Annotated in this window: 14 protein-coding genes; 2 read left to right on the plus strand and 12 right to left on the minus strand. The window is 62.0% G+C overall.

The window, feature by feature from the left end:
- Positions 1 to 16: 16 nt before the first annotated feature.
- From KVY23_RS03800 to KVY23_RS03840, 9 genes are read right to left on the minus strand one after another with little or no spacing between them, the layout of a single operon-like run.
- Positions 17 to 1228: an MCE family protein gene (locus KVY23_RS03800; protein ID WP_294634715.1), complete on the minus strand. Its 1212-nt coding sequence runs from the start codon at positions 1226 to 1228 to the stop codon at positions 17 to 19.
- Positions 1225 to 2373: an MCE family protein gene (locus KVY23_RS03805; RefSeq protein WP_230555363.1), complete on the minus strand. Its 1149-nt coding sequence runs from the start codon at positions 2371 to 2373 to the stop codon at positions 1225 to 1227. The genes KVY23_RS03800 and KVY23_RS03805 overlap by 4 nt, the downstream gene beginning before the upstream one ends.
- Positions 2370 to 3575, minus strand: a complete 1206-nt coding sequence (locus tag KVY23_RS03810; protein WP_230555364.1) for an MCE family protein — start codon at positions 3573 to 3575, stop codon at positions 2370 to 2372. The genes KVY23_RS03805 and KVY23_RS03810 overlap by 4 nt, the downstream gene beginning before the upstream one ends.
- Positions 3572 to 4570 (minus strand): MCE family protein, encoded by a 999-nt coding sequence (locus tag KVY23_RS03815; RefSeq protein ID WP_268994703.1) that lies wholly within the window; start codon positions 4568 to 4570, stop codon positions 3572 to 3574. The genes KVY23_RS03810 and KVY23_RS03815 overlap by 4 nt, the downstream gene beginning before the upstream one ends.
- Entirely contained in the window at positions 4567 to 5586 is a 1020-nt protein-coding gene (locus KVY23_RS03820) for an MCE family protein (protein WP_206509558.1), read from the minus strand. Before KVY23_RS03820 ends, KVY23_RS03815 begins: the two co-directional genes overlap by 4 nt.
- 5 nt (positions 5587 to 5591) lie before the next feature.
- Positions 5592 to 6740, minus strand: a complete 1149-nt coding sequence (locus KVY23_RS03825; RefSeq protein WP_230555366.1) for an MCE family protein — start codon at positions 6738 to 6740, stop codon at positions 5592 to 5594.
- A 7-nt stretch (positions 6741 to 6747) separates the two neighbouring features.
- Positions 6748 to 7590 carry an ABC transporter permease gene (locus KVY23_RS03830; protein WP_206509556.1) on the minus strand — a complete coding sequence of 281 codons (843 nt, stop codon included), beginning with the start codon at positions 7588 to 7590 and terminating at the stop codon, positions 6748 to 6750.
- Between the two features lies 1 nt (position 7591).
- Complete coding sequence (locus tag KVY23_RS03835; RefSeq protein WP_075838289.1) at positions 7592 to 8296, minus strand: ABC transporter permease; 705 nt, start codon at positions 8294 to 8296, stop codon at positions 7592 to 7594.
- A 53-nt stretch (positions 8297 to 8349) separates the two neighbouring features.
- Entirely contained in the window at positions 8350 to 10209 is a 1860-nt protein-coding gene (locus tag KVY23_RS03840; protein WP_230555367.1) for a multicopper oxidase family protein, read from the minus strand.
- Between the two features lie 84 nt (positions 10210 to 10293).
- Here KVY23_RS03840 and KVY23_RS03845 point away from each other — a divergent pair, with 84 nt between their 5' ends.
- Positions 10294 to 11067: a triacylglycerol lipase gene (locus tag KVY23_RS03845; protein WP_230555368.1), complete on the plus strand. Its 774-nt coding sequence runs from the start codon at positions 10294 to 10296 to the stop codon at positions 11065 to 11067.
- Between the two features lie 32 nt (positions 11068 to 11099).
- Positions 11100 to 11714, plus strand: coding sequence for a TetR/AcrR family transcriptional regulator (locus tag KVY23_RS03850; RefSeq protein ID WP_230555369.1), 615 nt, complete (start codon positions 11100 to 11102; stop codon positions 11712 to 11714).
- 37 nt (positions 11715 to 11751) lie between these two features.
- On the opposite strand, the gene KVY23_RS03855 is transcribed toward KVY23_RS03850, so the two are convergent.
- The 3 genes from KVY23_RS03855 to KVY23_RS03865 are packed head-to-tail and all read right to left on the minus strand — an operon-like array spanning position 11752 to position 14574.
- Entirely contained in the window at positions 11752 to 12384 is a 633-nt protein-coding gene (locus tag KVY23_RS03855) for a GntR family transcriptional regulator (RefSeq protein ID WP_230555370.1), read from the minus strand.
- A 31-nt stretch (positions 12385 to 12415) separates the two neighbouring features.
- Positions 12416 to 13360 carry a hydroxymethylglutaryl-CoA lyase gene (locus KVY23_RS03860; RefSeq protein WP_230555371.1) on the minus strand — a complete coding sequence of 315 codons (945 nt, stop codon included), beginning with the start codon at positions 13358 to 13360 and terminating at the stop codon, positions 12416 to 12418.
- On the minus strand, positions 13360 to 14574 hold the full coding sequence (locus tag KVY23_RS03865) for a CaiB/BaiF CoA-transferase family protein (protein WP_230555372.1): 1215 nt from the start codon (positions 14572 to 14574) through the stop codon (positions 13360 to 13362). The genes KVY23_RS03860 and KVY23_RS03865 overlap by 1 nt, the downstream gene beginning before the upstream one ends.
- Between the last annotated feature and the right edge of the window lie 87 nt (positions 14575 to 14661).

Raw genomic sequence — 14661 nt, forward strand, 5'->3', positions numbered from 1 at the left:
TGGAACAACCAGCCCCTCATCCGGGTGGAAGCAGCAGGTTCTGCAAATCAGGCGAATAGCCGGCCGGGTCTCGGCAAAGCTGCACCGTAGGTGCACGCTTGCCCGGATACTCGACACACGGGAGATTCCGTGCACCTCGGATCGCAGCGGGATTCTCGGGCGCCACCTTGCAGTACAGGTCGGGCGGAGTAGGTGGAACATCCAGTTCGGTGGGTGAACGTCGTTGATCAGCAGGGAGAAAGCCCGTCGTGCACGGTGGCGGATCGTTCAGTTGGTTGGCGAAGAACGTGTTCTGAGCCGGGTTGTCGGAATTCGGTAAACCCGCCGACTGCGTGGCTGCGATCAACGGCGGATACAGCACGAGGATCTGCTCGATCGACGGGTTGTACACCGCGAGCGCCTGTTCAACGCTGGTGAGGTGCGCAAGCAGCATCGGCAGCGTCGGACGTAGATCCCGAAACAGCTCGGTGGCCTCGAGACTGAAGGGCACTCCTCGCTCCATGACGGAACGAATCTGCGGATCGCTGGCATGCAGCTGCGCGGAGAACTCTGCCATCGAGCGAGACCACTGGGCAATCGCACCCGCGCTGGCTACCTGCGTCTGCAACAGCGGGCCCAGCTCGTCGACCAGGGTCGACATCGGGACGCGCGCGTGCGCCGCCGATTCAGTGATCGTCGAGGTGGAGTCGATGAGCGCGCGCATCTCGCCACCGGCACCGTCCAGGGCGTCGAAACTCTCGTCCAATACGGTGCGTAACCGGTCGGGATCGATCGAGGCCAGCGTCTGTTCGAGCTGATCCAGTGTCGGACCCACCTCGTCGGTCAGGGATGTCCTCTCCACCGGAACGATAGCTCCGTCCTCCAAGTACGGACCCACAGTGGTCGACGGCAACAGGTTCACGTACTGCTCGCCGATTGCCGACACACTTCGCACCTCGACCTCGGTGTCCAACGAGATCCTCGGCGAGGATTCGAGCGACAGTGTCGCTCGGGCGCCGGAATCGGTCTTGGCAAGCGAAACGACACGTCCGACGGTCCTGCCGCGATAGGTGACGTTGGCATTGGGGTACAACCCTGCACCGTCCGCCAATTCGACATCAATTGTGTAGCGGCCGATCCCCATGCTCTGCGGTATCTGCGCGTACTGCACAGCGGTGAACGTTGTCGCGAGAACTGCCACGCAGCAAAATATCCAGAGCTGAATTCGGATCGTACGAGTGAGCTTCACGGCGCTCCCTGGAATGGAAGGAGCAGGTCCGGCAGAGACGGAATCGTGGGCAACGATATGGGCTGCATCGACCCGATGATCGCCTCCGGACCCGACAGTGCGCCCTGCAGTGGCGTACCGAGCAGCAGGGCATTGTCGAGCGTCTCCAGCCGAAGATCGAGAGTGACATCGCCGTTCGCGTAGTCACCACGCACCGCGTTCTGATAGGTGTCGATGGGAAACGGAAAGGTGAACAAGTAGCGGGAATACTCCGTCAGCGAAGATCCGGAATTGGCGAGAGAGGCCAGAACCGGTTCGAGATCACGCAGGTTCGCTTCGAGATCCTCGCCGCTTGCCGCCACTATCCGGTTCGCGGTCTCACCCAACGTCCCGAGCGAGACAAGGGCGTCGGTGAGATCGGCACGTCTGTCGTCCAACACGACGAGGGCCGGAGCGAGGCTGTCGATGGCCTCGCTCAACACCGTGTTCTGCTGTTCCACTTCGGAAGCCAAGGAGTCCAGCCCTGCCATCGCTCGAACGATCTCGGACTTCTGATCGTCGAGGCCGGTCAGAATCTCGTCCAGTTGAGCCAGGATTGTTCGGACCGCATCCTCCCTGCCGGTCAACGCGGCGTCGAGTGAGTCCGTGATGTCACCGATCTGCGCCAGGCCCCCTCCGCTCAGTACGAGCGACACCGACGCCAGCGTCTCCTCGGTTGTCGGGAAGGCGCCGGCCCGCGCGAGCGGGATCGTGTCCCCCGGCGCCAGTGTGCCGATCGCCGGTTCCAGCACAGGGGGCGCCAGTTCGATATGGGTCGAACCCAGCAGCGATGTTTGGCCGATCTTTGCATGCGCGTTGGCCGGCAACTCGACCTCAGGTTCCAGCACGACCGTCACCAACGCATGCTCGTTTCGCAAGGCGATGTCCGACACGCTCCCTACGGTCGCGTCGGCGACACGAACGCGCGAATTAGGTTCTATCGTAGTAACGTTCGGCATCTCGATCTGAATCTCGTACGAACCCTCCCCTCGCCCGGCAGAACCTGGTAGCGGTAGAGAGTTGAGCCCGCGCCACCCACAGCTCGTGAGCGTGAGGCAGAGCACGAGAATTACCAGTGGCCGTATCGCCACCCCCGAGCACCGACGCTTCGCGATACACCGCGTCATCGGGATCCTCCGGGGATCATGAGGTTTGCCAAACTCGGCGGGCTGTAGACCAACTGGTCCGGCAGAGCACCCACTCCTCGCGTCGGGTTCGTCGCTATCGGCGGATAGTCCATCTTCACCGATTCGAGCAACGGGCCCAGGTACTCGACACACAACCGGGAACCCTCCTGAGCATCGACCTGCTCGGCTGCGGCGATCGCCGAACACACGAAGTTGATCGGATTCGCGAAGTTGCTCAGCGCAAGGGCTGAGACCACCGAGTTGTGAGCGGGTTGATAGATGCCCTGCAGGTTGGCCAACGCGGTCGGAGCCACGTGCAGGACCTGTTCGATTCCATCGCGCTGTTGCGCCAGTGTGGCCGACACTGTTGTCAGGCCATCCAGCGACGTGTTCAAACGCCCCCGATTGTCCCGGACGAACTGCTCGACTCGCCCGAGCGCGAAGTCGAGACTGTCCAACGCCGACGCCATGTCATCGGAGTTGCCGTTCAATATGTCCGTCACGGTGGCCATCCGGTCGTTGAAGGTGACGATCTGCTGCCCACTCTGCGACAGTGCGGTAACGAAGATCTGCAGGTTGCGTATCACCGCGAACAGATCGCCCTCACCGTCTGCGATGGTGTCCATCGCCTCGGACAGATTCGTGATCGTCTCGTGCAGCGAGGCGCCCTCGCCATCGAGGTTCGCCGCACCGACGTCGACCAATGCCTCCAGCGGCCCCTGCGGACTGCTCGGCGTCGGACCGACTGCTTTCGCCAGCTGGGACAGTTGGTCCTTTATTTCGTCCCACTCCACCGGCACGGCGGTTCGTGCCATCGGAATACTCGCTCCCTGTGCCAGTTTCTCCCCGCCCGTGTACGCCGGAGCTAGCTGAACGAACCGGGCAGAGACGAGCGACGGGGAGACGATCAATGCGTTCGCATCAGCCGGCACCGGTTGTCCTTTGTCCACGGACAACGTCACTACGCTGTGATCTCCCGCAGGTTCGATGGATTCCACAGACCCCACCCGCACACCCATGACGCGAACGTCGTCTCCCTCGTACAAGCCTGTGGTGTTGACGAAATCGGCCTGCACGGTAGTAGTGGTTGCCATCGGGACCACGATGTAGGACGCCACCGCAAGCACACCCACTGCGGCGAGCGTCAGTCCCCAACCGTTCCAGAGCCTTCTCGTCGAGTTCCTCGTTGCCGCGCCGGTCATCGAGTTGCCTCGAGCGCGCCGCTGACGAATGGTTCGATTATCTGGCCCGGGATCAAGTTCTGAATGTACGAACTGAAGAACGGTCCGCTGGCTACGGCCTCACCGAGTTGGGTCACATAGGGACCGAGGCGTTCGATTGCAAGCGCAATGTCGTCCCTGTTCTCGATCAACACTGCAAGTACGGAATTCAAGTGGTCCAACGTGGGTCCTATCTCGGCCTGGTTGTCGTCCACGAGGCCGGTCAGCTCCACCGCGAGCGCGTCGATATTTCGAAAGAGCTGATCCAGCGTCTGTTGACGCGAGAGGAGTTCCAAGAGAATCGAATTGGAGTCGAGAACCAGCGCATTCACTTGTTCGCTTCGCTCGGCGAGAACTGCGGTCACGGTGTTGGAATTGTCCAGAAGTTCGCGTAACGAGCGATCACGGGAGGCAACCGTTTCAGACAGACGTGCGACGCCGTCCAGCGTCGCACCCAGGTCGTCGGGGGTATCGGACAAGGTCTCCGACAGAACACGCATGGAGTCGGCGAGCTGGTCGGTATCGATGTCATCGCTCGTGGTGGCGAAATCGCCGAGCGCATCGGTCAGATCGTAGGGAGCGAGCGTTCGATCGATCCCGATCGTGTCACCGCCCGCCATCGACCCGTCACCCCGAGGGACCACCCGCAGTTCCTTTGCTCCCAACACTGTGGCAGTTGCAATCTGCGCGGTCGTTTCCAGACCGAGTCGCATCGGCGATTCGATGGTGAAGTTCACTTTCACTGCCGCGCCCGAGATGGCGATTGTGGACACCGAGCCGAGTGCGACACCGGAAACGACCACTCGATCGCCCGTCTTCAAACCGCCCGCGTCGACGAACAGGGCGTTGTACGAGGCGCCACCAGCAACAATCGGTAGGGAACGGATCCCCATCGAAGCAAGTACGACGCTAAGGATCACGGCAGTACCGATCACGGCGATCCGTCGGTGATCCCGTTCCCTGTATCCACTTCTCATCGCGCTGCGCACCTTCCCGTGGTCTGGCCGAAGAACGGCGTCGAGAACGGTTCACCATCGAGGCCTGTGAGCTTGATGTTCAAGCCACACAGGTAGTAGTTGAAGAAGCCGCCGTAGGATCCGAGACGCGCGAGCGCGGCATAGGCATCGGGAAGCCGTGACGCGACGCTGTCGATGGTGTCCTTGCCCTCGTCCAATTGCGCTGCAGTTCGTCCCAATTCGGCGATCGTCCCGGAAAGAGGATCCCGAGTCTCCGCCAATAGTTCGGTGATCGTGGCGGCAGAGGTGTCGATTCGCTCGAGCGCCGTGCCCCACTCCGAGCTGTCGCGAGCGAGTCCACTTGCCAGCCCCTGTGCACGATCGAGAGCCACACCGAACTGCTCGCGTTGCCCGGATACGGATTCCAGGACCGTGTTCAAGTTCTCCACCACTGATCCCACCAAGAGATCCCGGTCCGCGATAGTCGAGGTCAACGACGCAGTTCTGATCAATATCGACTCGACGGTGCCGCCCTGCCCCTGCAACATCGCAATCAGGTCTGCAGACAGATTGTTGACCTGTTCCGGGTCGAGTGCCCGGAACAATGGCTTGAAGCTGCCCACCAACAGATCCAGATCGAGGGCGGGAGAGGTGCGGTCGACATCGATCATTCCGCCTGCTTGGATCTGCGTCCCTACGGCGTCACTGCTCAACTCCAGATAGCGGTCACCGACGAGGTTGAGGTAGCGAATCGTAGCCGATGTCGAGGTTGTGACGGTGTAGTCGGCGTCGACGTCGATATCGACCAGAACTGTCGAATCGGGCTGAATACGAACGTCGGTCACCTTGCCCACCTCGACGCCGGCAACCCTGACCATCTCGCCTGTCGTCAAGCCGGATACGTTCACGAACCTCGCTTCGTAGTTCGTGTAGTCCTCGAATCTGAACTGTCCTAGAACGACTGTCAATCCGGCGAGCACCAGCAGCATCGACGAGGTGAATACCGTCAGCCTGAAGGCAAGCTGCGGCAAAGACATTCGGTTCACCGCGGCCCACCCCCCACCAGAAATTCGAGGATGGAGTCCGGTGCGATGGACGGTGCCGTCGTACCGCCGTCGAAGTCGTTCCCGCCTGTCTCGGCGACGACGTAGGGTGCCGGTACGTCGCCGAGGTTCAGTTGCGGCAGTGCACCGCACCGGGGTCCGCCCGTGGCAGCGACCACCGGGAGGTTCTCCTCGTAGGTGTAGGGAGCGGTTCCCAGCAGGAATGTGGAGTTCAACAACATGGATCGTCCGTTTCCGCCGGAGACCGGTTCGGCGAGTCCACGTGCGACGTCGACGCCCTGGATGAAGCAGGTCAGTCCGGGTGAGTACTCGGCCAGTAGCGAGGTCGTCGGTCGTAGGAGGTCGAGAACGGTCTCTATCCCGTGCTCGTTCTCCGCGAGAACAGCGTCTGCCTCGCCGCCGAGCACGGTCAACCCGGCCAGCAGCCGATCCAACACCTCGCTCGTGGACGAAATGGTGTCTGCGGTGGTGGTGAGATTCTCGAGTGTGCTCAACAGGTCTGGAGCAGCCTGCGCGTAGATTTCCGCTGTGTCGGCTGTCGCAGTGATGTCGTCTTGCATGGCGCTCACGCGCGGCGCCAGCGCTGCCAAGACTTCGGCCGAATCGTCGATCGACCCTCCGATGACCTCGCCGCGACCTCGAAGCGCCGTCGACAGCGATCCAAGCGTCGACTCGAGCTTGTGTGGTTCGACCGCCCCGAGTACCGAGGTGAGCGACTCGAACACCGTGTTCGTCTCTACTGTCACGTTGTCCGCGGTGATGACTGCACCGTCCCGAATCGGTTCCAGTACCGGGCCCACGGGCGCTGAGAGTGTGACGAACTTTGCGCCGAACACTGTGGTGCTCACGATGTCGGCTCGCACATCCGATGGCACGGACGCGGCTGCGTCGGGCGTCAGCCGGAGTTCGAGGACGGCACCCGATTCCGTGGAAGAGACAGTAGCCACACGCCCGACTTCGACGCCGTTCATCTTGACCATCGCTCCTGGATTCATCGACAACCCGGCGCGGTCCGTCGCGATTCCGACTGCCACGAAGCCGGCGCCCAAGCCGCGGAAACTCGAATACGCACCGAAAACCGATGCAGCGAGAACCAGTAGCAGCGCAAGTGCCGCGAGTTTCTTCATGCTCGGCTCACCCCGCCAGATGAAGTTGTCGGGCGCTGCCGTACAGCGCAAGCGATATCAGCAGCGTTACCGACACCACGCTGATCAAGGACAGCCGAACCGCCCGACCAGTGGCGATGCCCACCCCGGACGGTCCCCCGGTGGCGAAGTATCCGTAGTACGTGTGAATCGACATCACCACGATCGCCATCAGAATGGCCTGCAAGAACGACCACAAGACATCCGAGGGGATGAGGAACGTCGAGAAGTAGTGGTCGTACACTCCCGGGGACTGTCCCAGAATCGTCACCGTCGCTATCCGACTCGCAAGGAACGAGGTGGCGACGGCAAGTGCATAGAGCGGGATGACGACGATGATTCCGGCCAGAATGCGGGTACCAACCAGATAGGGAATGGACCTGATGGCCATCACTTCGAGCGCATCGATCTCCTCGCTGATCCGCATGGCACCCAACTGTGCAGTGGTGCCTGCGCCGATCGTTGCCGCCAGTCCCACGCCTGCAGTCACCGGTGATACCACCCGAATATTGACGTAGGAGGCGAGAAACCCGGTGAGCGCTTCGACTCCGATATTGCCGAGCGAGTCGAAGCCCTGAACTGCGACCGTTGCACCGGCGAAGAGAGTGAGAAAACCGAGAATGACGACGCTACCGCCGATGAGCGCCAAAGCTCCAGTGCCCATCCCGATCTCGGCTATCAGGCGCAGCGTCTCCTTGCGATAGAGCCGGGCGGCACGAACGGTGGAGCCTAGCGCGCGAACGACGAATATCGACAGTTCACCGACGGAGTCGACGGTGCCAAGCAGCGCGGCGGTGCGGCGACGAACCCGAGCGCGGGTGGAGTCAAGCATGTCAGTTGCCACTCAATGCCACACCGACGGAGGTGAGAAGCATGTTGACCAGAAACAGTGCCACGAACGAGAAGACCACGGTTTCGTTCACCGCCTCGCCCACACTCCTCGGTCCGCCGACGACGGCAAGTCCTCGATAGCACGCGATCAGTCCCGCGATCATTCCGAACAGGGCTGCTTTGACCTCGGAGAGGAGCAACTCGGGCAATCCGACCAGGAGGGTGATACCCGACGCGTACGCACCGGCGGTAACGTTCTGCAAATAGACGGAGAAGAAGAATCCACCGATGAGCCCGATGGCGCAGACGGCTCCGTTGAGTAGCGCCGCCACCACAGTCGAAGCCAGTACACGCGGAAGCACCAAGCGCTGAACTGGGTCGATACCGAGCACTCGCATCGCGTCGACCTCCTCGCGAATTGTTCGTGAGCCCAGGTCAGCTGTGATTGCAGTGGCACCGGCACCTGCTACGACGAGGACAGTCACCAGCGGCCCGATCTGCGTGACGGCGCCCAAACCTGCTCCCGCACCCGATAGATCACTTGCACCGATCTCTCCCAGCAACGAGTTCAACGTGAAGACCACGAGAACGGTGAACGGTACGGACATCAGCACGGTCGGCAGCAACGACACACGCGCGATGAACCAGCATTGCTCGAGAAACTCTCGCCACTGAAAAGGCCGACGAAGCGCAGATGCCGAATCCATTGCAAGAGCGTAGAATTCACCCACCGATCTCGTCGCTCGATCCAGAGTGGTGTTCACTGCACCACCCGGTACTTCAGCATCATGTCGTGGTCCTCATGATCGAGCAGATGACAGTGCCAGACATAGCCCTGTAAATCCTTGTGCGCGTGCGCTCCCGCTTCCCCGCCGTGCCCCGCTCCCCCGCCATGCGCAGCGGCGCCGGGCTGACCGGTTCGGGCATCACCGGTGATGTGCGCCATGGCAGAGAACGGTTCGTCCGGATCGAATCCCAGTTCCTCGGCCGTAGGGAACCTGACAACGATGCGAGTGACGGTACCTCCGTCGATACGAACGGTGTCCTTCCAACCGGATTCCCACGGCTCCGGTGGCACCAGGGGGCCGGTGACGAACCCCTCGGCGCTGGGCGTCCAGCGCGTTCCGACCGGCGGCTGGGGGTGTGCGAGCTGATAGTCGACGGTCCGAAGCGCCTGTCTTCCGAGAATTCGAAAGTGCACGAGGTGTATGTGAATCGGATGCGGATCGGGGGTGATGTTGATGATGTTCCACTGCTCGACAGTGCCCTGCCGAGGCTTCTCGATATCGTCGGAGGAGAACTTCAGATTGTTGAGCGTCATGATGGATGGCGGATTCCGCAGGATGTATGGCTGACTGACGGTGACGTCGCGGAATACCGTCGGCGTCGCGATCGGGGGAAGCGGAAGTGGGCCGGCAGGCCCGCGCAGCGTCCTCGGAACACGCGCGCCGGATGGAGTCGAGCCGTCGGCCACGAAGCGGCAGAACAACGGCATCGTGACAGCGCCGATGACGGCAGCTTGGAACGGCGGAGCCTCGTCGTTGCGAAGTTCTACGCTCTCCCCCTCCGCCAGCGTCGCGAAATCGACCAGTATGTCGTATCTTTCGGCAGGCGCGAGTCGTATATGTGTGGCAGCCACCGGCGCGTCGAGCAATCCACCGTCATTCCCGATGACGAAGAACTGCATGCCGTTCGAGAAATGCAGGTTCCACACGCTGTAAGAACCGGCATTGATGACTCTGAAGCGATAGAGCCCGCGTGAGACCGACATCTGCGGCCATATCTTGCCGTTGACGACGCCGACGTCGCCGACTGCTCCGCCTTCCCACGAGCCTTCCGGGACGATGGCCGTCGAACGTACGCTCTGTTGTCCAGTGGACTCGAATATCTTCTCTTGTAGCACCAGCGGCAGTTCGAAGTTTCCGGCGGGCAGCCCGAGCGGGTTGTCGATTCTGCCCGTGTCGAATTCGTCACGGAGAAAGTACATCCCGGCCAGTCCGGCATAGACGTTGAGTCGGGTGAAGCCCATTGCATGGTCGTGATACCACATGTGGGCGGCCTCTTGGCGCTGCGGGAACCGATGCGTGACAGTTTGTCCGGGACTGATCATCTGCTCGGGATGGCCGTCGCTGTCGGCGGGAGTGACACCGCCGTGTAGATGCATGACGGTAGGTGGATGCCGACGATAGTCTTCCTGCATCCCGTGCAGGGTCATGTCCATGTCTTTGCCGAGGGGATGCGCCCCCATCTCGTTGGTGAGCGCGAAGGTCGTCTCGATTCCGCTTCTCGCCTCGATCGTCGGCCCGAGATAGTCGGCCCCTGAGTAGGCCAACGCCTTGGACGGCGGCAGATCGCGATGGAAGGAATGCGTCGTCGAATTCGCCGTCAGTGTGATGTCCGTGCCGGTGAGGATGGGCAACCGCGGTAGCTGGTCCACGAACGGAGTGAGCTTCGGCGAATGGAACAGCAGCGGGCTGTCGATATCCGCGACCGATCCCGGGCCGCCGAACGAACTGGCCGGCGACAGGACACCGACGGTTGCCGCCAGTCCGCCGACTCCGAGCCCCTGTAGGAGCGTTCTCCTGCGGATCAGCGCTTGCTGATCGGTCTTTCGTCGCATGGATCGTCCCTCCGCTGTGATCACCATCGGTCAATACCGCACTGTATGGTACGGAGAACGTCCACGGAAGCGAACGGGGAAACTATGAGGATTTATCTAGCTCTGGCCGCAGCGTCGCTGCTGCAATTCACCGCCGTTCAACCGGTCGCTGCGTTGCCGAGCACACAGGACTGCCGCGGCACCGTCGTGCTCGTGCACGACATGGCCGGCAGCACCGAGCAGTGGCGCGACCTACGAGCGCAACTGCAGGAATCGGATCGTTGCGTCGAAGCAATCGCTTACGGCGACACGCCGGCAACCCTCGCGTGGGACAACGTCGCCGGCCTCGCACCGCTCGAGCAGAGCGCACACGAGATCGGCGCTCATCTGGCCGACTATCGGGGCCGAGATATCGACGTGATCGCGCACGGAGCAGGCGCGCTCGCGGTGCAGTACTACTTGCAGCGCGCTGTCGACACTCCGGTGCGGTCACTCGTCACGATCGGTCCGATGTGGCGTGGCACGAACATCGGCGGGTTGAACGAGATCGAGACCATCAGCCGAGAACTCGGGACGTACGACGCGGTGCTCGCGCTCGAGAAGCCCGTGATCGATCCCGTCTGCGGTGGTTGCCGACAGTTGATTGCCGGGTCCGACTTTCTGACTGCGCTCGAGGCGGATGGCCTGCGCACCGAGGGCGTTCGATACACCGACATCGTCTCCGACACCGATGGGCTCGTGGTTCCTCCCCGGTCCGCCGAGGTCAGCGCAGCGGAGACGGTGATCGTTCAGGATGTGGACGCCGGAAACACCACCCATCACTTCGGCCTCGTGCACGACCCTGCTGTTCTATCAATCGCAATAGGCGCACTGCCATGAGTCGGGCTCGAGCCGCGCATAGACTCCCTGTTATGGCTGCACGCACGAAGACCGCCGGGGCGACCACGCCCAAGAAGTCGACGTCCAGAAAAACGACGAGATTGTCACTCGACGATTGGATCGGTGCCGCGTTCGACCTTCTCGTACGTGAGGGCGCGTCCGGGGTGAAGATCACCAAACTGTGCGAACAACTCGGCGTCACCAAGGGTAGTTTCTACTGGCATTTCGACGACATCGACGCCCTGATGACGACGATCGCAGACCGCTGGTGTGACAAGCAGAACGACACCGTCCGCGGGCTCAATGCCATGGACACCATCCCGGTAGCAGAACGCTTCGAACGAATGGCGCAAACGCTGATCGACGAGGACACGCGCAGAGTCGAAATAGCCGTACGGGATTGGGCCCGAACCGACCAGAAGGTCGCGGATTCGGTGGCCGCGCTGGATCGAAGGATTTTCGAAGTGGTTCAGGATGCCATGAGGGAAGTGGGCTTCGACGAGGAACAGGCACGGCTGCGCGCGGGAGCCCTGGTCTATGCCGGAATTGGCTTCGTCCACTCTCGCGGTAGCCTCCCCACCCCGACTCTCGACGAGGTCCGCGCAACGTTCGATCTACTGACCGCAGGTGCATCCTCCGGGTCGTGAGAACTGACCGAGACGGTCTCTGCACTGCGCACACAGATCATATCGGTCCGGTCTGCATCTTCAGAGCACTGTGGTAGCCGGCCCGAATATGGGCCCGCATGATGGCCTCGACCCATTCACCGTCTCGGTGTTCCAGGGCGTCGACGATCTCGAGATGGTGCCGGGCGCTCCGCTCCAACTCGACCGACGAGTACCCTCGGAATGTCTGTGAAGCCACAAGGGGTTTGAGCATGCCCAGCGAGATCTCGGCCATGCGGGCGTTGGGGCACTTCGACAGGATGCTCGCGTGAAACTCGTTGTTCGACGCCGCAATCGAAGCCAGATCGCCTTCTCCGGTGACCATCTCGAACATTGCTTCCGCCGATTCGCGAAGAGCCGCGAGGTCCTCGTCGGTGAGATGTTCGGTGGCCAACCGCGCGGCGCAGGGTTCGAGCAGCGAGCGAGTCGAGTAGGTGGCCATCACCGATTCGGGTGAAAACTCACTCACCCGCGCGCCCTTGTTCTTCTCGATGACTACGACACCGGTGTTCGCCAGAGTCTTGAGCGCCTCGCGTATCGGTGTGCGACTCACACCCATACGATCGGCAAGTTCCACCTCGTTGAGCTTCTCACCGCTGACGTACTCGCCCGAGACGATGAGGCCGAAGATCGCGTCGCTCAGTGTGGACACTGCGACCGCTGGGAAAGGACCGACCGAACTCTCATGTGGGCCATTGTGCATCAGCGAGGTCCTTGCGGGTCCCACCGCGGGAAGCGAACGAGTGGGACGCGATCCCGGTGAAGCGTTCCACCGTGCGACCGACTGCCAGGTAGGTATCGAGGTCGATGCCGGTTTCGATGCCGAGGGCATCGAACAACACCACGAGATCCTCCATCGGCGCATTGCCGAGAACGGACCTCTCACCCGGAAACCACATGTCCCCGCCGAGGCCGCCGAACGACGCCTCCAGCCAGTCCGCGCCGGCGGACAGACTTGCGAGTGCGTTGACCGAGCCGAGGCCGTTGCGATTGTGCAGGTGAACACCCACCCCGATATCTGGATAGTTCCTCTTGACGCGGCTCACTCCGTCCATGAAGTCGACTGGTGTTTCCATTCCGGTCGTACCAGCGAGATACAGCGAGTGAGCACCTGCGTCCACCACGCGCGCAACGACCGCGTCCAACTCGTCCGCGCCGACCGGGCCCCGGCATGGCGCGAAGAACGCCGTTGCTACGGCGACGCTGACTTTCTTGTCGCATCGACGCGCTTCGACCACGATCCGCTCGAACTCGGACAGCAACTGCTCGGGGGTGGCGTTCTGGTTCTTGCGTGCCATGGTTTCGTCGACCGGCACCACGACGACGATCTCGTCGATATCGGTGGCACACGCGCGTTGCGCGCCCCGAAGATTGGGCACCAGCGCCTTGTAGTGAACTCCCCTCACACGCGGCGCTTCGGCGATGACGCGCTCGGCATCGGCGAACTGCGGAAGGACCCGAGGATGGGCGAAGGACGTGATCTCCACCGTGGTGAAACCCGCATCGAGAACACCCTGGAGGATTTCCAACTTCTCGTCGGTGCGCACGACCGTGTCCACCGATTGCAGTCCGTCGCGCAGACCGACTTCCACGAGTGTGGCCGAGGCGGGCAATGCATCCGAGAACATCACAGGACTCCGCCTGCACGCAGGGCGTCGATATCGGCTCGACTGTATCCGCCCACGGATTCCAATATTTCGAGGGTGTGTTCTCCGAGCTGGGGTCCAGGCCACCGCACGCCACCGTCGGTACGACTCAGCCTGGGGAACGCGTTCTGCATCGGCACGCTTCCCAGTGTCGGGTGATCGGTGCTGACGATGCTCTTGCGGGCGATGAATTGCTCGTCGGTCACCATGTCCGCGGGACGGTAGATCTTGCCGACCGGCACCGCGTGCGCGAGCAGAAGGCGCTCGAGCTCTCGACTGTGTTGTGTCAGAGTAAATTCCGTCACCAGCGCATCCAGTTCCTGCTGACGTTCGCCGCGAGAGCCGTGCGTGGAAAATCGCGGATCCGATGCCAGTTCCGGCTTGCCCATGGCAGCCGCCAACCGCGCGAAAACCGTATCTTGATTCGCAGCGATGAGCATCCACCCGCCGTCCGCAGTCGGATACACATTGCTCGGAGCCACATTCGGCAGGATCGCACCGCTGCGTTCACGCTGATACCCGGACAGCACCCACTCCGGCACGATGGATTCCATGATGCCGAGGACCGCCTCGTAGATTGCCGAGTCGACCACCTGCCCACGTCCGCTACGGGTGCGCTCGTACACCGCACCAAGAGTTCCGATCGCAGCGAAGACAGCGGCCAACGTGTCCCCGATCGAAATTCCCACACGTGAGGGCGGCGTCGACGGGTCACCGACGATGTAGCGCAATCCGCCCATCGCCTCTCCGATCGATCCATAGCCGGGCCTGGAAGAGTAGGGGCCTGTCTGTCCGAACCCGGACACCCGAGTCAAGACGAGTCCGGGGTTGTTCGCGGACAACTTCTCGTAGCCGAGCCCCCACCGTTCCAGTGTTCCGGGGCGGAAGTTCTCGACCAGGATATCGGCGCGTGAGATGAGGCGTGCGGCAACGGTTTGCCCCCGCTGAGTACGCAGGTCGACCGTTACCGACTTCTTGTTTCGACCGATGACCGACCACCACAGAGATTCCCCCCGCGGAAGTGCGCGACCCCACTCGCGGATCGGGTCACCCTTGCCCGGCTGCTCGATCTTGATGACCTCGGCGCCCAGGTCGCCAAGGATCTGACCACAGAACGGGCCCGCCACCAGTTGGCCCATTTCGATCACGCGTAGGCCGTGCAGGGGCCCGATCGACCCTGCGCCTTCCTCTGCCATGCCACTCCCTGTTGTATACATTCTTGTGCAACGTGAGCACTATAGCCCGATAGTGGGAGATGGTTGTATACATTTCGCGGATTCCAG

The organism is Rhodococcus sp. I2R, assembly GCF_020889545.1.
In the GTDB taxonomy this organism is placed as follows: Bacteria; Actinomycetota; Actinomycetes; order Mycobacteriales; family Mycobacteriaceae; genus Rhodococcoides.